Raw genomic sequence first — 22,874 nt, 5'->3', positions numbered from 1 at the left:
AACTCCGACCTCCGGGAGACACCCATGACGACGCGCGACGAAGCGGCACGCGAAGCCGCCGCACTGAGCGAACAGCTCCACCGCCACGCCCATCTCTACTACGTGCTCGACACGCCCGAACTGCCGGACGCCGAGTACGACAGGCTCTTCCAGCGCCTTCAGGCCATCGAAACCGAGTTTCCCGACCTGCGCACGCCCGATTCGCCGACACAGCGAGTGGGCGGCAAGGTGCTCGACGGTTTCGTCAAGGTGCGCCACAGGGTGCCGATGCTGTCGATCCGCACCGAGACCGACATCACGCCCGGCGGCGCGAGCGCCTTCGACGCGCGCGTGCGCAAGGAACTGGGTCTGCCCGAGGACGGACCGCAGGTCGCCTACGTCTGCGAGCTGAAGTTCGACGGCCTTGCCATGAACCTGCGCTACGAAAACGGTGTGCTGGTGCAGGCCGCCACGCGCGGCGACGGCGAGGTGGGCGAAGACGTCACGCAGAACATCCGCACCGTGCGCGAGATTCCGCTGCGCCTCAACGGTACGGCGCCGCCCGTGGTCGAGGTGCGCGGCGAGGTCTACATGAAGCGCGCCGATTTCGACGCGCTCAACGAGCGCCAGCGCCAGAAGATCGCGGATGGGCAAAAGAACGAGAAGGTGTTCGTCAACCCGCGCAATGCCGCCGCCGGCGCGGTGCGCCAACTCGACCCGGCGATTGCCGCGGCGCGGCCCCTGAGCTTCTTTGCCTACGGGCTGGGCGAGGTGACGCCAGCGGCCGAGGGCGGACCCGGCTGCCCGACGCAATTCGACTGGCTGCAGCAGTTCGATGCCTGGGGCTTTCCTGTGGCCAGGCAGACGGCGCGCGCGACAGGTGCGATTGAACTCATAGCTTTCCACGAGAACATCGGCCGCCAGCGCGACGCCTTGCCCTATGACATCGACGGCGTCGTCTACAAGGTCGACAGCATCGAACTGCAGCGGCAACTGGGCTTTGTCTCGCGCGAGCCGCGCTGGGCCGTGGCCCACAAGTACCCGGCACAGGAGCAACTGACCGAGGTGGTCGGCATCGAGATCCAGGTCGGCCGCACCGGCAAGCTCACACCGGTCGCCAAGCTCGCGCCGGTGTTCGTCGGCGGCGTGACCGTGACCAATGCCACGCTGCACAACGAAGACGAGGCACGCCGCAAGGATGTGCGCGTGGGCGACACGGTGATCGTGCGCCGTGCCGGCGACGTGATTCCCGAAGTGGTCGGCGTGGCACCGGACAGCCTGGCCAGGCCCGACGATCAGCGCGGCGCAGTCTTCACCATGCCGCACAAGTGCCCCGTGTGCGATTCGGAAGCCGTGCGCGAGGAGGGCGAGGTCGATTACCGCTGCAGCGGCGGCCTGTTCTGCGCGGCGCAGCGCAAGGAAGCCATCCTGCACTTCGCGGCGCGGCGTGCGGTGGATGTCGACGGACTGGGCGACAAGCTGGTCGAGCAACTGGTCGATGCCAACCTGATCCGCACCTTGCCTGATCTCTACAAGCTGGGTTTCACCACGCTGGCCGGGCTGGATCGCATGGCCGAGAAGTCGGCGAAGAACCTCGTCGACGCGCTCGAGGCCTCGAAGAAGACCACGCTGCCGCGCTTCCTGTTCGGCCTTGGCATCCGCCACGTGGGCGAAACCACCGCGAAGGACCTGGCCAAGCACTTCGGCAAGCTCGACGCGATCATGGACGCGAGCGAGGAGCAACTGCTCGAAGTGAACGACGTGGGTCCGGTGGTGGCGCAAAGCCTGCGCACCTTCTTCGATCAGCCGCACAACCGCGAAGTGGTCGAGCAATTGCGCGCCTGCGGACTGAGCTGGGAGGAGGGCGAGCCCGCCGCCAGGGCGCCGAAGCCTTTGGCGGGTCTGACCTTCGTCATCACCGGCACGCTTCCTACGCTGAGCCGCGACGAAGCGAAGGATAAATTGGAGGCAGCCGGAGCCAAGGTTTCCGGCTCGGTCAGCAAGAAGACCCATTACCTCGTGGCCGGCGAAGAGGCCGGGAGCAAGCTCGACAAGGCGCGTGAAAACGGCGTCGAGATCATCGATGAGGCGCGTATGCTGGAGATACTCGCCAACGGTGTTCCGACGGAGTAAGCCGCAGAGGTGCCGGACAGGCCCTTTACCGGCCGTTACGCGACTTCATCTGAGCGCAGTCAACAGGGTCTACAACCTGGCGTTGAAAACTAATCGAAGGCCACAAGGAGTCCCTCATGCAAAAAATTCGTGTTCTTGGTGCTTGCGCCGCGCTCGGCGGCGTTGCGTTGCTGAGCGGCTGCGTGGGCGTGCCCGCCGATCCCTACTATGGTGGCTACTCGTCGGGGCCTTACTACAGCGAGCCCGCGCCCGTGGTCGTTTCGCCCGCGCCGGTCTACATCCAGGGTGGCGGCTACTACGAGCAGCGGCGTCCGTACTACTACGACCGTCCGTACTACGGCCGTCCGGGCTATCCGGCCGTGCGCCCTGTCTATCCGAGTCCCGGCGTGGTCGGACGACCGTCAGGCAACTGGGGCGGTGGCCACCCGGGCGTCGCACCGCGCCCGCCCATTGCCGGTGGAGGACCGGGCTCCATCCCGACGCCGCCGCGCGGCAATGCGCGCCTGTGGACTTCGCCGGACTCCAAGACCCAGACGCCTCCCTGATCGCGGCGGCTGCGGGCCTGTCGCGATAATCCCGCCATGGCCATCCGCGAAATCCTGAAAATGGGCGACCCCCGGCTGCTGCGCATTGCGCAGCCGGTCGCCGCCTTCGACACCGACGAACTGCACCTGCTGGTGCGCGACATGTTCGAAACCATGCATGCAGTCAACGGTGCTGGCCTCGCCGCACCGCAGATCGGCGTGGACCAGCAGCTGGTGATCTTCGGCACCGATGTCGTGAATCCCCGCTATCCCGATGCGCCACCGGTGCCGCGTACCGTGCTGCTCAATCCCGTCATCACGCCGCTGGACGACGAGGAGGAAGAGGGGTGGGAAGGATGCCTGTCGGTGCCGGGCCTGCGCGGCGTGGTTCCGCGATTCGCCAACATCCGCTATACCGGGTTCGACCCCTACGGCGACCCGATCGACCGGGTCGCCACCGGCTTTCATGCGCGCGTTGTGCAGCATGAAGTCGATCATCTGCTGGGCAAGCTGTACCCGATGCGGGTGCGCGATTTCTCGCGCTTCGGCTACACCGAGGTCCTGTTTCCGGGCCTCGATGCGGCCGATGACGATTGAGCCCGCTCAGTTGTATTTGCTGCTGAGCGCGAAGCGGCCGCCGCCCATGAAGGCGAGGGCGAGCGCCGCGAACAGGAACATGCCCTGCGTTTCCAGCGCCCAGCCGCCTTGCTTGCCGAGCGAGGTCAGGTCCTTCGCGTGGACCAGCGTGAAAGCCACGAGCATGTTGATCGCGACGATCCATGCCGCCGGCCGCGTGTAGAGGCCGATGATCAGCAGCACGGGCGCCACCACTTCCCCGATATAGACCAGATAAGCCAGCGCGCCCGGCAGCCCGTGCTGGGCCAGCATGCCGGAAATGAAGCCGACGCCGCCCTGGAGCTTGGCGATGCCGTGCAGCAGGATCAGGACGCCAAGCGCGACGCGCAGGATGAACTTGCCGGTGTCGTCGGATTTGACCATTTGTGTGGATTCCAGTTGAAGTGATTCGAGGGCCGTATGGTAGTGAACCTGCAGCGTCTTCGGGCACCGGATTTGCGTCGGGCTACGGGCATATGCATCAAACCCGTGGTTCTTTGGCAGAGTCTCGTGTCGGCCCGTACACTGCCTTTTGCCTACTGTTGAGGAGAACACCAATGAACAATCGTTTCCGCCCGGCATTGCTTGCCGCCGCCTCCGTCATCGCGCTCGCCGCTGCCGCGCCGGCCTTCGCCGGGAAGACACTCGACGCGGTCAAGCAGCGCGGCACCGTCAAGTGCGGCGTGACCAACGGCGTGGCGGGCTTCTCCGCACCGGACACCCAGGGCAACTGGTCGGGCCTCGACGTCGACACCTGCCGCGCCATCGCGGCCGCCGTGCTCGGCGACGGCAAGAAGGTCGACTTCGTGCCGCTCAATTCGCAGCAGCGCTTCTCGGCCCTGCAGGCCGGCGAGATCGACATCCTCGCGCGCAACACGACCTGGACGCTCACGCGCGACGCCTCGCTGGGCTTCAACTTCACCACCATCACCTACTATGACGGCCAGGGCTTCCTGGTGCCGAAGAAGCTCAAGGTAACGAGCGCCAAGCAACTCAAGAACGCCACCATCTGCACGCAGTCGGGCACGACCAACGAGAAGAACGTGTCGGACTACTTCCGCGCGCAGAACATCCCGGTAAAGACCGTCGTCTTCGAAAGCTTCGAGGCTTCGTTCAAGGCTTTCTTCTCTGGCCGCTGCCAGGCCTTCACGACCGACGCCTCGGCGCTGGCCGGCCTGCGCAACAAGGAAGCGCCGAACCCCGACGACTACGTCATCCTGCCCGAGCTGATCTCCAAGGAGCCGCTCGCGCCGCTGGTGCGCCGTGGCGACGACGAATGGTTCGCCATCGCCAAGTGGGTGCCCAATGCGCTCATCGAGGCCGAGGAGTTCGGCGTCACGCAGGCCAATGCCGACGAGCTCAAGGCCGGCAGCAAGGATCCGGCGCAGCAACGCCTGGTCGGCACCGGTGAAGACCTCGGCAAGCTGCTGGGCCTCGACAAGGACTGGTCGTTCCGCGCGATCAAGGCCGTGGGCAACTACGGCGAGATGTTCGAGCGCAACGTCGGGCCGAAATCGGTGCTCAAGCTGCCGCGCGGCTCCAACAACCTCTGGAACAAGGGCGGCCTGATCTACGCACCCCCGGTTCGATGAGCGCCAGGGCCTCGCGCCGCGGGGTCTGGCTGGCATGGGCGGTCCAGGCGCTGCTGGTGCTGGCCGTCGTGGCCGGCGCGGTCTGGCTGGTTCACCATGCACTCGAGGTGCTGCGTGCACGCGGCGTGCGCTCCGGCTTCGACTTTCTCACCGAGCCCGCGGGCTTCTCGATCAGCGAAGGCTGGCTGGACTTCGACGCGAACCAGCCGTTCTGGCGCGCGTTTCTCGCGGGCCTGATCAACACGGTGCGCGCGGCGGTGCCGGCGGCCATCTTCTCGGTCGTGCTCGGTACGCTCATCGGCATCGGCCGGCTGGCGCCGCACGTGCTGCTGCGCGGCATCTGCACCGCATACGTCGAGTTGCTGCGCAACGTGCCGCTGCTGGTGCAGCTGCTGATGCTGGCCTTCGCGATGGCCAACCTGCTGCCCGACCCGACGGAGCCTGTTCGGTTGCTGCCCGGCGTGTGGCTCAGCAAGGGGGGGCTCAGCGTGCCATGGCCCGTGGCAGGCGAGGGCGGCTGGTGGCCCACGCATTTCGAGTTTCCCGAGCGTGGCGACTTCGGTGTGAGCGGCGGCGCTGCGCTGAGCCCCGAGTACGTGACCATCGTGGCGGGCCTGACCTTTTATTCGGCCGCGTTCGTGGCGGAGATCGTGCGCGCGGGCATCCTGTCGGTCTCGCAGGGGCAAGTGCTTGCGGGGCAGGCGCTGGGCCTGTCGCCGGTGCAGCAGCTCCGCATCGTGATCCTGCCGCAGGCGCTGCGGGTGATCGTGCCATCGCTCACCAACCAGCTGCTGAGCCTCACCAAGAACTCGTCGCTTGCTGTGGCCGTGGGCTATCCGGAGCTGGTGTCGGTGGCCAACACCACCATCGGTTCGAATGGCCGGGCCTTCGAGTGCATCGCGATCATCATGGCGGTCTATCTGCTGTTGTCACTGCTGATTTCGTTCGGCATGAACCGCTACAACGTGCGCGTTGCATTGCGAGGCTGGCAATGAGGAGCGCCACGCAGGAACCCATTGCGTGGCGCAGCGAACTCTGGGGTTCGCCGATGCGGGCACTGGCGACGGTGCTGCTGCTTGCGCTGCTCGCGTGGGGCGGCTTCCACGCCGTCGAGTGGGGCATCGTGCATGCGGTGTTCCGGCCCGACGCCGAGGCCTGCCGGGCCGTGCAGCATGGCGCCTGCTGGGGTGTGGTGGCCGAGAAGTGGCGGCCGATGCTGTTCGGACGCTTTCCGTATGAAGAGCAATGGCGCCCGGCCATCGCGGTCGTCGTGCTGTCCGCCGTCACCGTGCTCAGCGCCTGGCCGCGGAGCTGGCGCTGGTGGCTCGTGCCGCTGTGGATCGGTGCGCTGCTGCTGTTCGTGCTGCTGATGCGTGGCGGCGTCCTGGGACTGAGCCATGTACCGACGAGCCGCTGGGGCGGCCTGCCGCTGACCATCGGGCTCGCGGTGGTGGGGCTGGCGCTGGCCTTTCCGCTGGCCTTGTTGCTGGCGCTGGGCCGCCGCTCGGGCTGGCCCGTGGTGCGCACGCTGAGTGCGAGCTACATCGAACTGGTGCGCGGCGTGCCGCTGATCTCGGTGCTGTTCATGGCCTCGTTCCTGTTGCCGCTGCTGTGGCCGGCCGGATGGCAGCCCGACGTGCTGGTGCGGGTGCTCGCGGGGCTCACGCTGTTCGTGGCGGCGTACCTGGCCGAGATCATCCGCGGCGGCCTGCAGGCCGTACCGCGCGGGCAGACCGAAGTGGCGATGGCGCTGGGCTTCGGCCGCTGGCCGGTGCAGCGCGACATCGTGCTGCCGCAGGCGCTGCGCCTCGTGGTGCCGGCGCTGACCAACAGCGTGGTCGGTACGCTGAAAGACACCTCGCTCGTCACCGTGGTCGGCCTGTTCGAGCTGACCGGCGCGCTGGGCCTGGCGCTGGGCGGTGATCCGACGTGGCGGCCGTTCTATCTCGAGGGCTATCTCTTCATCGCGGCTGTGTACTGGGTGCTGTGCTTCGGGCTCTCGCGCTACAGCGTGTGGCTCGAAAAGCGGCTGTCGGCCGTGCGCTGAGCGGGGCACGGCCGGGCTCCTGTACACTCCGGGCCTTCATGTCGAGCCACGATTTCCACCCCGCATCCCACGCAGCCCTGATGGCTCGCATGATGCCGCCTGCCTCCGCGCAGGCGATGGTCGTTGCTCGAATGATTACCACCATTACCACCGCGGCCACCTGAGCACGCGCAGGTGGCCGTTCCGGCAGCCACCTGGTGTATCGCTCTCTCCCCGAACGAATGAACCCAGCTCTGGCAGCTGGGTTTTGTTTTTTCGTCTGGAGATGTCCATGTACCGCGATCCCGTTGAATCCCTCGAGCCCCTGCACAGCCGCCCTGCGCTGAACCGTACCCTGCGCGTGGGGATGATCGGTATCGGAACCGTGGGCTCGGGCACCTTCCGCGTGCTCGTGCGCAACCAGGCCGACATTGCGGCGCGGGCCGGCCGGGCTATCGAACTCGTGATCGTTGCCGCGCGCAACCTGGCGCGCGCCGCCGGCATCGTGGGAGAGGGCGTTGCGCTCACGGCCGACCCGATGCAGGTCGCCGCGCATCCCGACGTCGACGTGGTCGTGGAGGTGGCCGGCGGCACCGGGCCCGCACGCGACTGGGTGCTGGCCGCCATTGCGCATGGCAAGCACGTGGTCACGGCCAACAAGGCATTGCTCGCGGTGCACGGCGCCGAGATCTTCGCCGCCGCGCGAAAACAGGGCGTGGCCGTGGCCTACGAGGGGGCGGTGGCCGTGAGCATTCCCATCGTCAAGGCGCTGCGCGAAGGCCTGGCGGCCAACCGCATCGAGTGGGTGGCCGGCATCATCAACGGCACCACCAATTTCATCCTGAGCAAGATGCGCGATGAAGGCCTCGACTTCGCCGCCGCGCTCGCGCAGGCCCAGGCGCTGGGCTATGCGGAGGCCGACCCGAGCTTCGACATCGAAGGCATCGACGCCGCGCACAAGCTGTCTTTGCTGGCCGCCAACGCCTTCGGCATGCCGCTGCGCTTCGCCGATGTGCAAGTGGAGGGCATCACCGCCCTGCAAGGGCTGGACGTGGCCTGCGCCGAGCAGCTGGGTTACCGCATCAAGCTGCTGGGCGTGGCACGCCGGCAGGCGTCGGGTGTCGAACTGCGCGTGCAGCCCGCACTCGTGCCCGCCACGCATCTGATGGCACAGGTGAACGGTTCGATGAACGCCGTCATGGTCAAGAGCGATGCGGCGGGCCTGACGATGTACTACGGTGCGGGCGCCGGCTCGGAGCAGACGGCCTCGGCGGTGATCGCCGATCTCGTGGACGTGGCGCGGCTCGACGGCGTGAATGCCGCGCAGCACGTGCCGCACCTCGGCGTGCATGAGCACGCGACGAACGCGTTGGCGGTGTTGCCGCGTGCCGCCGTGCACACCTCGCACTACCTGCGGGTGCCGGTGCGCGCGGTCAGCCAGATCCAGGCGGTCACGGCCCGCCTCGCAGAGCAGAAGGTACCGGTGCGCCAGGTCGCGCTGGCGGCCGAACGCCCCGGCGTCGGCCCCCAGGTCTTGGTACTGACGGGGCCGGTAGCGCAGGGCACGCTGGACCTTGCCGTGCATGCGTTGCAGGCGCGTTCCGAGGTGGCAGGCGTGGTGGCGACGCTGTGCGTGGAGCTGCTCGAAGGTTGAGCCACGAACGCCGCGAGCGAAGCGCGCAGAAAGTCGCGCCTGCATTCCTTCAGGGCGCAGAGAGGGCCCCGTCCACCACGTGCTGCGCTTCTTCAAGAATGCGCGCGAGGTGGTCCTTGCCCTTGAAGCTCTCGCCGTAGATCTTGTAGATGTTCTCGGTGCCGGAGGGGCGCGCCGCGAACCAGCCGCTCTCGGTCACGACCTTCACGCCACCGATGGCCGCGCCATTGCCCGGCGCATGGCTCAGCACGTTGACGATCCGGTCGCCCGCCAGTTCGGTCGAGCGGATCTGCTCGGGCGACAGGCTCGACAACCGCTTCTTCTGTTCCACCGTGGCCGCGGCATCCACGCGATCGGACACCGGCTGGCCCAGCACCTGCGTCAGTTTGGCGTAGCGCTCGCCGGGGTCGCGCCCGGTGCGCGCGGCGATCTCGGCTGAGAGCAGGGCGGGCACGAGGCCATCCTTGTCGGTGGTCCACACCGAGCCGTCCTTGCGCAGGAAGGTCGCGCCCGCGCTTTCTTCGCCGCCGAAGGCCAGCGAGGCATCGACCAGCCCGTCGACGAACCACTTGAAGCCCACCGGCACCTCGTACAGCCTGCGGCCGAGCCGTGCCGTCACGCGGTCGATCATCTGGCTGCTGACCACCGTCTTGCCGACGGCTGCCTGCGCCGGCCAATGCGGGCGGTGCGTGTAGAGGTAGTCGATCATCACCGCGAGGTAGCTGTTGGGTTGCATCAACCCGGTGCTGCCCGAGACGATGCCGTGGCGGTCGTGGTCGGTGTCGCAGGCGAAGGCGATGCCGAAGCGGTCCTTCAATTCGATCAGCTTGTGCATGGCGTCGGGCGACGATGGGTCCATGCGGATGCGGCCGTCCCAGTCGAGCGACATGAAGCGGAAGGTCGGGTCGACTTCCTGGCTCAGCACGTTCAGGCGCGTGAGCTTGTAGCGCTCGGCAATCGCGGGCCAGTAGCGCACGCCCGCGCCGCCCAGCGGGTCGACACCCAGGTTGAGGTTCACGTCGCGGATCGCGTCCATGTCGAGCACCTGCGCCAGGTCTTCGACATAGGTGTTCAGATAGTCGTGCCGGTGCGTGGTCGATGCGCGCAGCGCCTGCGCGAGCGGCATGCGCTTCACGCCTTCGAGGTTGTTGGCCAGCATCTTGTTGGCCGCCGCCTCGACGGCCGAGGTGATGTCGGTGCCGGCCGGTCCGCCGTTCGGCGGGTTGTACTTGAAGCCGCCGCTCTCGGGCGGGTTGTGCGAGGGCGTGATGACGATGCCATCGGCCAGCCCCCCGGTGCTTCCGGTGCGTCCACGGTTGTAGACGAGGATCGCGTGCGACACGGCCGGCGTCGGCGTGTATTCGTCGTCCTTCGAGATCATCAGCTCGACCCCGTTGGCCGCGAGTACCTCGACCGCGCTGTTGAAGGCCGGTGTCGACAGCGCATGCGTGTCGATCCCGAGGAACAGCGGCCCGTCGATGCCTTTCTGCTTGCGGTAGTCGCAGATCGCCTGGCTGATCGCCAGCACGTGCCACTCATTGAACGCATCGTCGAACGAGGAGCCGCGGTGCCCCGAGGTGCCGAAGGCCACGCGCTGGCTCGGCACCGACGGGTCGGGCCGTCCGGTGTAGTAGGCGGAGATCAGGCGCGGTACGTTGACCAGCAGTTCGATGGGTGCGGGCTGTCCCGCGAGAGGGTTGATTGCTTGGCTCATGCGGGTGGAAAGTCGAGGTTGATGATGTCGCCGATGCGCTCGATGGCGATATCGGCGGGCGCATAGGCGGCGTTGGCCTGCGTGTCGAGCGCATAGTGCCCCTGCCGCACGAAGACCGTCGTCAGGCGCGATCCCCAGATGGCCTTCATGGCCGAGAGGATGCGCAGCTTGTCGTCGATCATCACGTAGTGCCGCGCGGGGTAGCACTGCTCGACGGCGTCGAGCATCTGTTCCTTGTGCACGTAGATCAGCACGCGGCCCTCGGTGGCGTCCCAAAGGCCGGAGCGCTGCACCTTGCGCGGCTGGAACACGACGTCGCCGTCGGACAGGATCACCGTGGGCCCGCGCTGGCGCAGGTGCTTCAGCGTCTCCAGCGCGCCGGGGTAGAGCCGGTCGGCAAAGGGGTAGTCGATGAGAAATTCCGACATCAGCAGCAGCCGCGAATCGCTCATGCCGCGGCTGCTTTCCTCGGCGCGGTAGCGCTGCAGGGCGCCGAGGTAGTCGACATAGCCGAGCTCGCTGCGCAATTGCTCGAAGGCCGTCCAGTAGCGGCTGGCGCTTTCGGCACCGAAGGACTGTTCGAGATGGGTGCGAAGGTCGGCAATGATGCCGTCGTTGTCGAGCAGGGTGTTGTCGACGTCGATCAGAAAAACGGTGGCAGAGGGCGGTGTCATGGTGTGTGGCGGATGGGCCTGAACTGCGCGCGTCGCTTCCAGCATACGCTTCGAATGCGACCCCGGACGGCCGCAGCGTGATTTTGTTGAGGCTCCGAGATCCATTGGCTTGAGCCGTGCCGGGGATCGGCCTCGGAATTGAATAAGCTCCTGCTCAGGTTGCAGTTTGAAGAAGGAGCAAGACAGATGCGCATCACCAACGGTCGCCACTGGATCGGCCTGCCGGCCATGGCCATGGGCCTTTTGCTGGCTGGCTGCCAGACGCCACCGGCCGACCGCCCCCTGACATCGGAAGTCCCCGAACCCCCGAGCTTCGTCACGCCGCCCGAAACCTGCCAGGCTGCTGCCGTGCGGTTTGGCCTGGGCCTGCGCGTCAGCCAGCAGTTGCTGGAAGAGATGCGCCAGCGCGCCGGCGCCCGCCTGGCACGTACGGTGCCCGCCGCGGAAAAAGCCGATCCGATGCAGGACACGGCGAGGCTCAACGTGCAGGTCGAACCGACCGGCCGCGTGGTGGGGGCCTATTGCGGCTAGGAGACGCGGCGTGGGCTCGGGTGTTGTGTGAATGCAGCGTTCATGTAACTAATATTAGCTAATAGGCACGCAATCGCCCCAATTGGGGGAACAATAGCCCGCGACCTCCGGAGCCCAGTCTTTTGTCGAACAAGCAACCCTCAGTCTCTTTGCCGTCGTACTACGACGGGTCGGCACGTCTCCCGCCGGACGAGGTGCTGCGCCCGTTGATGGACGACTGGGCCCGTGCAGGCAAGCGCCTGGCTGCCGTCTGCTACATCGACGTGGACCGCTTTGCCTTGCTGAATGACCGCCTTGGCATGGTGGCGGGCAATGTCGCCCTCAAGGAGGTGGCCCGCCGCATCAAGGCTCAGCTGCCGCGCGAGAGCGTGATGGCCCGCGTGGGCGGCGACGAATTCGCGGCCCTGTTCGCCGGCCTCGGAACCTCGCAGTGCACCCAGGTGCTGGAACGCATCCAGGCTTCCCTCGCCGAGCCCTGGAGCTGGCATGACCAAGCGGGCAGCATCGACGCGAGCATCGGCGCCATGCTGCTCGACAGCAATGGCCCGCCCCCTGAAACCGCGCTGCGCCAGGCGCAGCACGCCGCCTTCTTCGCCAAGCGCGCGGCCGACGGCAAGGTGCATTACTTCGACGCGCCGCAAGCGCGCGCCGACGAGCAGGTGGTGCGCGAGCGCCAGCGGATCCAGGAAGGCCTGCTGCAGGGCGAGTTCTTCCTGGTCTACCAGCCCAAGGTCGACATGCAGCGCGGCGTGGTGGTCGGCGTCGAGGCGCTGTTGCGCTGGCAGCACCCCGAGCGCGGCCTGCTGCCGCCGGCCCAGTTCGTGCCGCTGATCGAAGACGACGCGCTGGTCGAGCAGGTCGGCGACTGGGCCATCGCCACGGCCCTTTGGCAGGCGCACCAGTGGCGCCTGGCGGGCCTGCAGATGTCGGTGAGCGTGAACGTGGCACCACGCCACATGATGCGCTGGGACTTCGTTGAACGGCTCGCGCGGCACCTGTCGCAGTTTCCGAAGCTGGGTGCGGGCATGCTGGAGCTCGAGATCCTGGAAACCACGGCGATCAGCCAGTTCGCGAACGTCGCGCTGTTCGTCGAGGCTTGCAAGACGCTGGGCGTGGGCGTGACCATCGACGACTTCGGCACCGGCTACTCCTCGCTCACCTATCTGCGCCAGCTGCCGGTGTCGACCGTGAAGATCGACCAGTCGTTCGTGCGTGGCATGCTCGACAACGGCCAGGACCACGCCATCGTGCAGGGCATCATCGCGCTGCTCCACGCGCTCGGACTCACGGCGGTGGCTGAAGGCGTCGAAACGGTGAAGCAGGGCGAAGAGCTGCTCGCCCTGGGCTGCACGCTCGCCCAGGGTTACGGCATTGCCATGCCGATGGCGGCCAAGGACATCGTGCAATGGGTGGCGCAGTACGAGCGGGCTCCCCTGTGGGGTACCCACGCGGCGGCGCTGCCCGGCGCCTGAGCGCTGCGGCGGCGTCCGTTCAGCTGGACGCAGGAACCACGGCGTCGCGGACCATGGCCCGGCGGCTTTGCTTGACGGCGCGCATTGCGGTGTCGGCCTGGCGCAGGGCGGCCTCGGCAGAGACGGTGCGGGGGTCGACGGCCACCACGCCGACACTGGCGCCGCCGTAGTCGATCGTCAGGTGCCGCAGCTTCAGCTCGAAGATGGTGTTTTCCGCCAGACGGTCGGCCATGGCCCGCGCGCCCGTGCGCGGCGACTCGTCCAGCGCGGGCCCGAGGCCGATCACCACGAATTCGTCGGAGCCGAAGCGCGCCAGCATGTCGCTCGCGCGCACCGAGGCCGAGAGCTGTTTCGCCATGGCCGACAGGAACTCGTCGCCGACCTCGTGGCCGTGTGTGTCGTTGATCTTCTTGAAATTGTCCATGTCGATGAAACCGACCAGCACGCTCTGGCCGCCGCGCGCGCCCTGCGCCAGCATGCGCTGCAGTTCGTCGGTGAGCGCGCGGCGGTTGGGCAGGCCGGTGAGGGCGTCGGTCGCGGCGTGGGTGGCGAGCTGGGCCTGGGCTTTCTTGAGCTTTGCGACGAGCAGCTCGCGCTCCACCTGCTGGCCGATCAGCCGCGCGAAAAGCCGCAGCACCGGCTCTGCATGGGGCGGCAGCGGCAGCTTTTGTGAGCTGGCACCGCACAGGACACCGAAGAGGTCGCCGCTTCCGGCTGTCACCGGTGCGCTCACACAGGTCTGGATGCCGAGCCGGCGGGCGGCGTCGGCATCGCCCCAGCAGCCGCCGGCGTCGTCCGTATAGATGCGGCCTTCCTCCATGGCATGCCGGCAGAGCGTGTCGGCCCAAGGCACCGGCGCACCCTCGGGCAGGGACAATTCACCGGCGTTGTGGGCGAACAAGATGTGCTGGCGGCCCTTGTCGAGGTCGATGGTCGTGAGGTAAGCCGACTCCAGGCCCGTCGCCGTCTCGAGCATTTCGAGCATTGGGCGTGCGAGGTCTTCCAGCGTCTTGGCCGAGGAGACGGAGTCGGAAAGCTGTTCGATCAAGGATTCCATGGCCGACATTCTGATGGCATCGGTTGCGTTCGGGAGGGCAATTTCAAGAGGCCAGGGCTTCCATCAGCTCGGTTTCGATGGCCAGTTGCGTTTTTTGGCCCTGGAGTTCGGGGCCGCTGATCAGGAAGGTGTCTTCCACCCGCTCGCCCAGGGTCGTGACCTTGGCGAGCTGCAGGTTCAGGTGATGGCGCGCCAGCACCCGGGCCACCGAGTACAGCAGGCCGGCACGGTCGCTGGCCGAGATGTTGAGCAGCCAGCGCTGCGCCTTGTCGTCCGGCAGCAGGCTGATGCGCGGCTTGATCGGAAAGCTGCGCACCCGGCGCGAGACCCGGCCCATGCTGGGCGGGGGCAGGGCACCGGCCTCGGTGAGCGTCTGCGCCAGGCCCGACTCGACCATGCTGATCAGGTCGCGGTAGTGGTCCGGCACGAAGGTGGTCACCACCTGGAAGGTATCGAGCGCGTAGCCGTTGCTCGCGGTGTGCACCTTGGCGTCGAGGATGCTGAAGGACGCCTGGTCGAAGTAGCCGCAGATGCGCGCGAACAGGTCGGGCTGGTCGGGCGTGTAGACCACCACCTGCAGGCCTTCGCCCACCGGCGACAGGTGCGCGCGCACCACAGGCGGCGCCTTCGGGTCGACCGGCACGTTACTGGGCGGCACGAAGCGCGAGAGCTGCTTGGCGTGCCAGGCGATCTCGGTGGCGTCGTGGCGCATGAAGTAGCCCACGTCGAGCGTGTCCCACAGCGCCTTGTGCGCCTCGAAGCGCTGCGCGTGCAGGGCCAGTTGCACGAGCGCCTCGCGCTTGCGCGACTCGACCTCGGCATCCGGATCGGGCATGCGTCCGCCCAGTGCGCGCAGCGTGTAGCGGTACAGGTCTTCGAGCAGCTTGCCTTTCCAGGCATTCCACACGCGCGGGGAGGTGCCGCGGATGTCGGCGACGGTCAGCAGGTAGAGCGCCGTCAGGTAGCGCTCGTTGCCTACTCGCTTGGCGAAAGCGCCAATCACTTCGGGGTCGCTCAGGTCCTGCTTCTGCGCGACCTGGCTCATTACCAGGTGCTCGGCCACCAGAAATTCGATGAGCCTGGAATCTTCGCGGGCGATGCCGTGCTGCTTGCAGAAACGCTGAACGTCGCGCGCGCCGAGTGTGGAGTGATCGCCGCCGCGGCCCTTGGCGATGTCGTGGAACAGGGCGGCCACGTACAGGATCCAGGGCTTGTCCCATCCGGCCGCCAGCTGCGAGCAGAACGGGTATTCGTGCGCATGCTCGGCGATGAAGAAGCGCCGCACGTTGCGCAGCACCATCAGGATGTGCTGGTCCACCGTGTAGACGTGGAACAGGTCGTGCTGCATCTGCCCCACGATGCTGCGGAACACTCGCAGGTAGCGCCCCAGCACCGAGGTCTGGTTCATCAGCCGGAATGCATGCGTGATGCCGTAGGGCTGCATCAAGATCCGCATGAATGTGTCGTGGTTGACCGGGTCGTTGCGGAACTTGCTGTCCATGACGTGGCGCGCGTTGTAGAGCGCGCGCAGCGTGCGCGCCGACAGGCCCTGCACGCCGATGGTCTTCTGGTACAGCAGGAAGGTTTCGAGCACCGCATGCGGCTCGCGCTCGTACAGGTCGTCGCTGGCGATCTCGATCAGGCCGGCACGTTCGTAGAAGCGCTCGTTGATCGGCGTGTGCTGCTCGTCGATGGGCTGCAGGCGCTCGGCAATATTGAGCAGCAGGATCTGGTTGAGCTGCGACACCGCCTTGGCCGCCCAGTAGTAGCGCCGCATCAACGCCTCGCTCGACTTGCGCTGCGACTCGCCTTCGTAGCCGAAGCTTGCCGCCACGGCCGTCTGCAGGTCGAACACCAGCCGGTCTTCGCGCCGGTTGGCAATCACGTGCAGCCGGGCGCGGATCAACGAGAGCAGCGCCTCGTTGCGCTTGATCTGCTGCGCCTCGAACGGGGTGGCCAGGCCGTTCTTGGCGAGGTCGTCCCAGCGGCCGCCGTAGCCGGCGGCCTTGGTCATCCAGAGGATGGTCTGCAGGTCGCGCAGGCCACCCGGCGATTCCTTGCAGTTGGGCTCCAGCGCGTAGGGCGTGTTGTCGAACTTCTGGTGGCGATGCCGCATTTCCTGCGACTTGGCCACGAAGAAGGCCTGCGGGTCGATGGCGCGGGTGAAGCGGCGGCGGAAGGCGGTGAAGAGCTTCTTGTCGCCCACGATCAGGCGTGCTTCGAGCAGCGAGGTCTGAACGGTGACGTCCTTCTCGGCCTCGGCCAGGCATTCCTCGACCGTGCGCACGCTGGAGCCGATCTCGAGGCCCGCGTCCCAGCAATGGCCGATGAAGGCCTCGATGCGGGCCGGGTCGATTTCGCTCTCGTGGCCCTCGGGCGGCAGCAGCAGGAGCACGTCGACGTCGGAATACGGAAACAGCTCGCCGCGCCCGAAACCGCCCACGGCAGCCAGCGTGAGCGAGTCGCCGAAGCCGGCCTCGCGCCACAGGGTGCAGAGCGTTTCGTCGGCCAGCGCCGAGAGCTGGCGCAGCACCGCGTGCACGCTGCGGGTCGGTGCGCGCGCAAAGCGCAGGGTGTCGAACAGGGCGAGCTTCTTGGCGCGATAGGCTTCGCGCAGCGTCGCTACGTCGATCTTGGCTGCTTCGATCACGGCCGGGGAGCGCGTGTGCGCGTCAGGTTTTGGTCGAGGTGACGAAGGAGGGCGGCGGCGGGCTGCCCGCGGACAACGTCAACACCTCGTAGCCGGTCTCGGTGACGAGCACCGTGTGCTCCCACTGGGCCGACAGCGAATGGTCGCGCGTGACGATGGTCCAGCCGTCGTATTGGCCGCCCTTGAAGTCTTCCTTCACGTCGCGCTTGCCGGCGTTGATCATCGGCTCGATGGTGAAGATCATGCCGGGCTTGAGTTCTTCCATGGTGCCCGGGCGGCCGTAGTGCAGCACCTGGGGCTCTTCATGGAAGCGCTGGCCCACGCCGTGGCCGCAGAACTCGCGCACGATCGAGAAGCCCTGGCCTTCGGCGAACTTCTGGATCGCGTGGCCCACGTCGCCCAGATGCGCGCCGGGGCGCACCTGCAGGATGCCGTGCCACATGGCTTCGTAGGTGATGCTGCACAGGCGCTTGGCGGCGATGGAGGCGTCGCCGATCACGAACATGCGGCTGTTGTCGCCGAACCAGCCATCCTTGATGACGGTCACGTCGACGTTCATGATGTCGCCCTTCTTCAGGGGCTTGTCATTGGGAATGCCGTGGCAGACCACGTGGTTCACCGAGGTGCAGAGCGACTTCGGGAACGGGACGCTGCTCGCGCCCATGTAGCCCACCGTGGCGGAGGTGGTGCCCTGCTTGACCATGTACTCGGCGGCCAGCCGGTCGACATCGTTCGTTGTGATGCCGGGCTTGATGAAGGGGGTGAGGTAGTCCAGCACCTCGGAGCCAAGGCGGCAGGCGACCCGCATGGCTTCGATGCCCGCAGCGTCTTTGTAGTTAATGCTCATGCCCGAATTATCCCATTCACCAAGCTAAAATTCCGGGTTAACGCGGATGACCCCAGTCAGCGGCCATCCGCCTCGATTCCTTGAATTCCAACGCGGCCCCCGAGGCCCCCATCGACCGTGACGCAGCCCGCACCTCAAGCCCTTCCTGTCGTAACCATGTTCGAGGGCGGCAGCGCGCTCAGCGACTTCCGCGCGCGGCAGCTGCTGCCGAAGCTGCAGGCCATCGAGCCGCGCATCGAGGGCATTTCGGCCCGTTTTGTGCACCTTGTGGTCACCGATGCGGCGCTGGATGCGGCCGGCCGCGAGCGCTTTGCCGCGCTGCTGGCCTACGGCGAGCCCTTCGAGGCGCCGGCCAAGGCGGGCACCTCGGTGGTGGTCACGCCGCGCCTGGGCACCGTGTCGCCCTGGGCTTCCAAGGCCACCGACATCGCCCACAACTGCGGCCTGGCATTGCGCCGGGTCGAGCGCGTCACGCAGTACCACCTGAAGCTCAAGGCCCCGTTGATCGGCAAGGCGCCCGTGATCGAGGGCGACACGCTCGCCGCGGTGGCCGGCCCGCTGCACGACCGCATGACCGAATCGGTGCTGGCCACCGTCGAGCAGGCGGCCAGTCTGTTCAGCGAGCTGCCGGCCCAGCCGATGGCGCAGGTCGACGTGCAGAGCGGCGGTCGCGACGCGCTGGTGGCGGCCAACACCGGTTTCGGCCTGGCGCTGGCCGAGGACGAGATCGACTACCTCGTTGACGCCTTCACTCGCCTCGGGCGCAACCCCAGCGACGTCGAACTGATGATGTTCGCGCAGGCCAACAGCGAGCACTGCCGCCACAAGATCTTCAACGCCCAGTTCACCATCGACGGCAGGGCCCAGCCCCAGAGCCTGTTCTCGATGATCCGCCACACCGAGAAGCAGAACCCGCAGCACACGGTCGTCGCCTATGCCGACAACGCCTCGGTGATGGAAGGCGCGACCATCGAGCGCTTCATTCCAGCACACGGTTCGCAGAGCTATCAAAAAGATAGCGCCCTGAGCCACGTGCTGATGAAGGTCGAGACGCACAACCACCCGACCGCGATTTCCCCGTTCCCGGGCGCCTCGACCGGCGCGGGCGGCGAGATCCGCGACGAAGGTGCCACCGGCCGCGGCTCCAAGCCCAAGGCGGGCCTGACCGGCTTCACCGTGTCCAAGCTCTGGCCGCAAGAGGGCCACTACGGCAAGCCCGAACACATCGCGAGCCCGCTGCAGATCATGACCGAGGGCCCGCTGGGGGGCGCCGCGTTCAACAACGAATTCGGCCGGCCCAACCTGCTGGGCTACTTCCGGGAATACGAGCAGACCGTGGCGAGCGACCTTGATACCGTGCAGCGCGGCTACCACAAGCCCATCATGATCGCGGGCGGCCTCGGCAGCATCGACGCCACCCAGACGAAGAAGATCCAGTTCCCCGCCGGCTCGCTGCTGATCCAGCTCGGCGGCCCCGGCATGCGCATCGGCATGGGCGGCAGCGCCGCCAGCTCGATGGCCACCGGCGCCAACGCGGCCGAGCTCGACTTCGACTCGGTGCAGCGTGGCAACCCCGAGATCGAGCGCCGCGCGCAGGAGGTCATCAACCACTGCTGGCAACAGGGCGCGGCCAACCCGATCCTGGCGATCCACGACGTGGGCGCGGGCGGCCTGAGCAATGCCTTCCCCGAACTGACCAACGACGCCGGCCGCGGCGCGCGTTTCGACCTGCGCGCAGTGCCGCTCGAAGAGTCGGGCATGGCCCCCAAGGAAATCTGGTGCAACGAAAGCCAGGAGCGCTACGTGCTGGCCATCGCGCCGGAATCGCTCGCGCAGTTCAAGGCTTTCTGCGAGCGCGAGCGCTGTCCGTTCTCGGTGGTCGGTGTGGCGACCGAAGCGCGCCAGCTGCTGGTGGCCGACGAAGGCGCCGAGGTGCAGCCTGTCGACATGCCGATGGACGTGCTGCTGGGCAAGCCGCCCAAGATGCACCGCGACGTGAAGAGCGTGGCGCGCACGTTCAAGCCGCTCGACCTCACGGGCGTCGACCTGCAGAAGGCCGCCATCGACGTGCTCTCGCACCCGACCGTCGCCTCCAAGCGCTTCCTGATCACCATCGGCGACCGCACCGTGGGCGGCATGAGCCACCGCGACCAGATGGTCGGCCCGTGGCAGGTGCCTGTGGCCGACTGCGCCGTGACGCTGGCCGACTACAAGGGCTTTGCCGGCGAAGCGATGAGCATGGGCGAGCGCACGCCGCTGGCCGCGCTCGACGCGCCGGCTTCGGGACGCATGGCCGTGGCCGAGGCCATCACCAACCTGCTGGCGGCGCCCATCGAGCTCTCGCGCGTCAAGCTCTCGGCCAACTGGATGGCCGCCTGCGGCGAACCCGGCGAAGACGCTGCGCTGTACGAGACCGTCAAGGCCGTGGGTCTGGAACTGTGCCCGGCGCTGGGCGTGTCGATCCCGGTCGGCAAGGATTCGCTGTCGATGCGCACGCAGTGGAAGGACAACGGCGAAGCCAGGAAGGTCACCTCGCCCGTGAGCCTGATCGTCACCGCCTTCGCCTCGCTGGCCGATGTGCGCGGCACGCTCACGCCGCAGCTCGACGCCGAAGAAGCCGACACCACGCTGGTGCTGATCGACCTGGGCCGCGGCCAGCACCGCATGGCCGGCAGCATTCTGTCGCAGACGCTCAACCAGAGCGGCGACACCGTGCCCGATCTCGACGACCCGGCACAATTGGTCGCGCTGGTCGATGCCGTGAACGCGCTGCGCGCCGAGGGAAAGATCCTCGCGATGCACGACCGCAGCGACGGTGGCCTGTTCGCCACCGCTTGCGAAATGGCCTTTGCCGGCCACGTCGGCGTGGCGCTGAACGTCGACATGCTGGTCACCGAAGGCGATGGCATTTCCGACAGCCGCATGGAAACCGGCGACGCCAAGAACTGGGCGCAGCAGGTCAGTGCGCGGCGCGAAGAGCTCACGCTCAAGGCGCTGTTCAACGAAGAGCTGGGCATGGTGTTGCAGGTGCGCACGGCCGAGCGCAACGACGTGATGCAGGTGCTGCGCGCGCACGGCCTGAGCGCTCACAGCCACTTCGTCGGCAAGACCCGGCCTGCGAGTTCCACGATGGATGCCGGCAAGGGCAAGCTCGAAGTCTGGCGCGATGCCAAGCCGGTGTTCAGCGCGAGCCTGCACGACCTGCACCAGGTGTGGGACTCGGTCAGCTGGAAGATCGCCCGCGAGCGCGACAACCCCGCCTGCGCCGATGCCGAGCATGCCGCGGCAGGCGTGCCTTCGGACCCTGGCATGCATGTGTTTCTGCCGAATGCGCAGCCCGCGGCGCCGGCCATCCTGCAATCGCGCCCCAAGGTCGCCATCCTCCGCGAACAAGGCGTCAACTCGCACGTCGAGATGGCCTACGCCTTCACCGAAGCCGGCTTCGAGGCCTTCGACGTCCACATGACCGACCTGCAAACGGGCAGGGCAGACCTCGCCAATTTCAAGGGCGTGGTCGCCTGCGGCGGCTTCAGTTATGGCGACACGCTGGGCGCCGGCATCGGCTGGGCGCGCAGCATCACCTTCAACCCGAAGCTGGCCGAGCAGTTCAAGACCTTCTTCGGCCGCGCCGACACCTTCGGGCTCGGCGTGTGCAACGGCTGCCAGATGTTCGCCGAGCTGGCCGACATCATTCCGGGTGCCGAAGCCTGGCCGCGCTTCACCACCAACCAGAGCGAGCGCTTCGAGGCCCGCCTGTCGATGGTCGAGGTGCTCGAATCGCCGAGCATCTTCTTCCAGGGCATGGCCGGCAGCCAACTGCCGATCGCGGTCGCGCACGGCGAGGGCTATGCCAACTTCAAGCACCGCGGCGACGCCGCCAAGGCCATCGGCGCGATGCGCTTCGTGGACAACCACGGCCAACCGACCGAGCAGTACCCGTTCAACCCGAACGGCAGCGCGGGCGGCCTGACCTCCGTGACCACGCCGGACGGCCGCTTCACCGCCGTGATGCCTCATCCGGAACGGGTGTTCCGCAACATCCAGATGAGCTGGACGCCGAGCGACCGCAGCGAGCTGAGCCCGTGGATGCAGATCTGGCGCAATGCGCGCAAGTGGGTCGGCTGATCGACGCAGCAAGCCCGTTCGGCGGGCAACAAAAAAGCGGCCCACGGGGCCGCTTTTTTATTTCCAGAACACCGCGGAACCGGCTTTGCCGGGCCGCAGGTGTTGCCCCCTGCAAGGGGTGGCGTAGCGACGCGAAGTGCGCGAAGCCTGGGGGTGTGCCTTATTCCACCTTTGCCTTCGCGCGCAATTCTTCCTGATACTTCTGCAGGCGCTGCTGCTGCAGCTGCTGCGTGATCTGCGGCTTCACTTCTTCCAGCTTCGGCAGCTGGGCCTGGCGGATGTCGTCGACGCGGATGATGTGCCAGCCGAACTGGGTCTTGATCGGAGCGGGGGTGGTCTCGCCCTTCTTGAGCTTGATCATCGCTTCCGAGAACTCGGGCACGAAGCCCGCGGGGTTGGCCCAGTCGAGGTCGCCGCCGTTGGCGCCCGAGCCCGGGTCCTTGCTCTGCTTCTTGGCGATGTCTTCGAACTTGGCACCCTTCTTCAGGTCGGCCATGATCTTCTTGGCCTGGTCTTCGGTCTCGACCAGGATATGGCGCGCCTTGTATTCCTTGCCGCCGTTGGCAGCAACGAACTTGTCGTACTCGGCCTTCACGTCGGCGTCCGAGATGGGGTTGGTCTTGCGGTAGTTCTCGAACAGTGCGCGGATCAGGATGGCCTGGCGGGCGAGTTCGAGCTGGTTCTTGTAATCCTCGCTGGCGTCCAGGCCTTGCTTCTGGGCTTCCTGCATGAACACTTCGCGCGCCACGATTTCCTCACGCAGCTGGCTCTGCATCTCGGGCGTCACCGGGCGGCCTGCGGCGGCCAGCTGCTGCGCCAGAACTTCCATGCGGGCCTTGGGCACCGGCTTGCCGTTCACGATGGCTGCGTTCTGCGCCAGAGCCGCCACCGGAATGGCACCGATCAACGCTGCGGCCGCAACGGCCTGCAAGATGTGTTTTTTCATGAAATGAATATCAGGCTGGAGAAGAAATGCGCGTGTAGGAATAAGCGCGTGAAAGAAAGCGGGCAGAGGGCTCAAAGCACCTCGATGGCGATGGCGTGAAGGCCCTGCGCGATAAAAACCTGGAGGGCATCATACACAAGCCGATGCCGCGCCACGCGGGGCTTTCCGGCGAACAGCGGCGAGGCGATGCGCACTCGGAAATGGCTGCCCCGTCCTTGTGCATTGGCACCGGCGTGGCCCGCGTGGGCGCTGCTTTCGTCGATCACTTCGAGCTGCGTCGGGGCCAGCGCCTCGCGCAACGCGGCTTCGAGGTCGGCGGCGGTGGGGAGGGAGGC

18 protein-coding genes are annotated in these 22,874 nt (G+C 67.0%); 10 read left to right on the top strand and 8 right to left on the bottom strand.

All coding sequences use genetic code 11. The features are described 5' to 3' along the window. Nucleotides 1–24 precede the first annotated feature (24 nt). The 3 genes from ligA (at nt 25) to def (ending at nt 3,233) form a co-directional block, all read left to right on the top strand. Complete coding sequence (ligA, locus tag ACCD11_RS08625; protein WP_413313549.1) at nt 25–2,112, top strand: NAD-dependent DNA ligase LigA; 2,088 nt, start codon at nt 25–27, stop codon at nt 2,110–2,112. 116 nt (nt 2,113–2,228) lie between these two features. Further along, nucleotides 2,229–2,657: a hypothetical protein gene (locus tag ACCD11_RS08620; RefSeq protein ID WP_007837832.1), complete on the top strand. Its 429-nt coding sequence runs from the start codon at nt 2,229–2,231 to the stop codon at nt 2,655–2,657. 36 nt (nt 2,658–2,693) lie between these two features. Continuing rightward, a complete protein-coding gene (gene def, locus ACCD11_RS08615) occupies nt 2,694–3,233 on the top strand; it encodes a peptide deformylase (RefSeq protein ID WP_056590568.1) in 540 nt (179 codons plus the stop codon). A gap of 6 nt (nt 3,234–3,239) precedes the next feature. Here the strand turns inward: def and ACCD11_RS08610 are convergent, their stop codons facing one another. Then, entirely contained in the window at nt 3,240–3,635 is a 396-nt protein-coding gene (locus ACCD11_RS08610) for a DoxX family protein (protein WP_007837829.1), read from the bottom strand. Between the two features lie 173 nt (nt 3,636–3,808). Here ACCD11_RS08610 and ACCD11_RS08605 point away from each other — a divergent pair, with 173 nt between their 5' ends. The 4 genes from ACCD11_RS08605 to ACCD11_RS08590 all read left to right on the top strand — a co-directional run bounded on the left by ACCD11_RS08605 (nt 3,809) and on the right by ACCD11_RS08590 (nt 8,523). Then, nucleotides 3,809–4,843: an amino acid ABC transporter substrate-binding protein gene (locus ACCD11_RS08605; RefSeq protein ID WP_413313548.1), complete on the top strand. Its 1,035-nt coding sequence runs from the start codon at nt 3,809–3,811 to the stop codon at nt 4,841–4,843. Next, nucleotides 4,840–5,838, top strand: coding sequence for an amino acid ABC transporter permease (locus ACCD11_RS08600; RefSeq protein ID WP_413313547.1), 999 nt, complete (start codon nt 4,840–4,842; stop codon nt 5,836–5,838). The genes ACCD11_RS08605 and ACCD11_RS08600 overlap by 4 nt, the downstream gene beginning before the upstream one ends. Continuing rightward, complete coding sequence (locus tag ACCD11_RS08595; protein WP_413313546.1) at nt 5,835–6,890, top strand: amino acid ABC transporter permease; 1,056 nt, start codon at nt 5,835–5,837, stop codon at nt 6,888–6,890. Before ACCD11_RS08600 ends, ACCD11_RS08595 begins: the two co-directional genes overlap by 4 nt. A 271-nt stretch (nt 6,891–7,161) precedes the next feature. Then, the gene (locus ACCD11_RS08590; RefSeq protein WP_413313545.1) at nt 7,162–8,523 is read left to right on the top strand and encodes a homoserine dehydrogenase; all 1,362 of its coding nucleotides are present in this window, start codon (nt 7,162–7,164) and stop codon (nt 8,521–8,523) included. 49 nt (nt 8,524–8,572) lie between these two features. On the opposite strand, the gene pgm is transcribed toward ACCD11_RS08590, so the two are convergent. Both pgm and ACCD11_RS08580 read right to left on the bottom strand, forming a co-directional pair. Further along, nucleotides 8,573–10,237 carry a phosphoglucomutase (alpha-D-glucose-1,6-bisphosphate-dependent) gene (pgm, locus tag ACCD11_RS08585; RefSeq protein WP_413313544.1) on the bottom strand — a complete coding sequence of 555 codons (1,665 nt, stop codon included), beginning with the start codon at nt 10,235–10,237 and terminating at the stop codon, nt 8,573–8,575. Continuing rightward, nucleotides 10,234–10,911, bottom strand: a complete 678-nt coding sequence (locus ACCD11_RS08580; RefSeq protein ID WP_413313543.1) for an HAD family hydrolase — start codon at nt 10,909–10,911, stop codon at nt 10,234–10,236. The genes pgm and ACCD11_RS08580 overlap by 4 nt, the downstream gene beginning before the upstream one ends. A 186-nt stretch (nt 10,912–11,097) precedes the next feature. Between ACCD11_RS08580 and ACCD11_RS08575 the strand changes: the two genes are divergently transcribed. Continuing rightward, nucleotides 11,098–11,442, top strand: coding sequence for a hypothetical protein (locus ACCD11_RS08575; protein ID WP_413313542.1), 345 nt, complete (start codon nt 11,098–11,100; stop codon nt 11,440–11,442). A gap of 122 nt (nt 11,443–11,564) precedes the next feature. Continuing rightward, nucleotides 11,565–12,914, top strand: coding sequence for a putative bifunctional diguanylate cyclase/phosphodiesterase (locus tag ACCD11_RS08570; protein ID WP_413313541.1), 1,350 nt, complete (start codon nt 11,565–11,567; stop codon nt 12,912–12,914). Nucleotides 12,915–12,933: 19 nt separating this feature from the next. On the opposite strand, the gene ACCD11_RS08565 is transcribed toward ACCD11_RS08570, so the two are convergent. Genes ACCD11_RS08565 through map form a run of 3 tightly spaced genes read right to left on the bottom strand, consistent with a single transcriptional unit; the run spans nt 12,934 to nt 17,468 of the window. Beyond that, complete coding sequence (locus tag ACCD11_RS08565; protein WP_413313540.1) at nt 12,934–13,971, bottom strand: diguanylate cyclase; 1,038 nt, start codon at nt 13,969–13,971, stop codon at nt 12,934–12,936. 43 nt (nt 13,972–14,014) lie between these two features. Beyond that, a complete protein-coding gene (locus ACCD11_RS08560; protein WP_413313539.1) occupies nt 14,015–16,621 on the bottom strand; it encodes a [protein-PII] uridylyltransferase in 2,607 nt (868 codons plus the stop codon). Between the two features lie 22 nt (nt 16,622–16,643). Further along, nucleotides 16,644–17,468: a type I methionyl aminopeptidase gene (map, locus tag ACCD11_RS08555; RefSeq protein ID WP_007837809.1), complete on the bottom strand. Its 825-nt coding sequence runs from the start codon at nt 17,466–17,468 to the stop codon at nt 16,644–16,646. A 156-nt stretch (nt 17,469–17,624) separates the two neighbouring features. On the opposite strand from map, the gene purL reads away from it, so the two are divergent. Next, nucleotides 17,625–21,593 (top strand): phosphoribosylformylglycinamidine synthase, encoded by a 3,969-nt coding sequence (gene purL, locus ACCD11_RS08550; RefSeq protein WP_413313536.1) that lies wholly within the window; start codon nt 17,625–17,627, stop codon nt 21,591–21,593. 160 nt (nt 21,594–21,753) lie between these two features. Here purL and ACCD11_RS08545 read toward each other — a convergent pair whose 3' ends face one another. Both ACCD11_RS08545 and ACCD11_RS08540 read right to left on the bottom strand, forming a co-directional pair. Continuing rightward, nucleotides 21,754–22,539 carry a peptidylprolyl isomerase gene (locus tag ACCD11_RS08545; RefSeq protein WP_413313534.1) on the bottom strand — a complete coding sequence of 262 codons (786 nt, stop codon included), beginning with the start codon at nt 22,537–22,539 and terminating at the stop codon, nt 21,754–21,756. A gap of 71 nt (nt 22,540–22,610) precedes the next feature. Then, a complete protein-coding gene (locus ACCD11_RS08540) occupies nt 22,611–22,838 on the bottom strand; it encodes a BolA family protein (RefSeq protein ID WP_413313610.1) in 228 nt (75 codons plus the stop codon). Nucleotides 22,839–22,874 lie beyond the last annotated feature (36 nt).

The sequence above is a fragment of the Variovorax sp. Varisp36 genome, from assembly GCF_047304235.1.
In the GTDB taxonomy this organism is placed as follows: Bacteria; Pseudomonadota; Gammaproteobacteria; order Burkholderiales; family Burkholderiaceae_C; genus Variovorax.
This window is presented reverse-complemented; position numbering and strand designations above follow the sequence as displayed.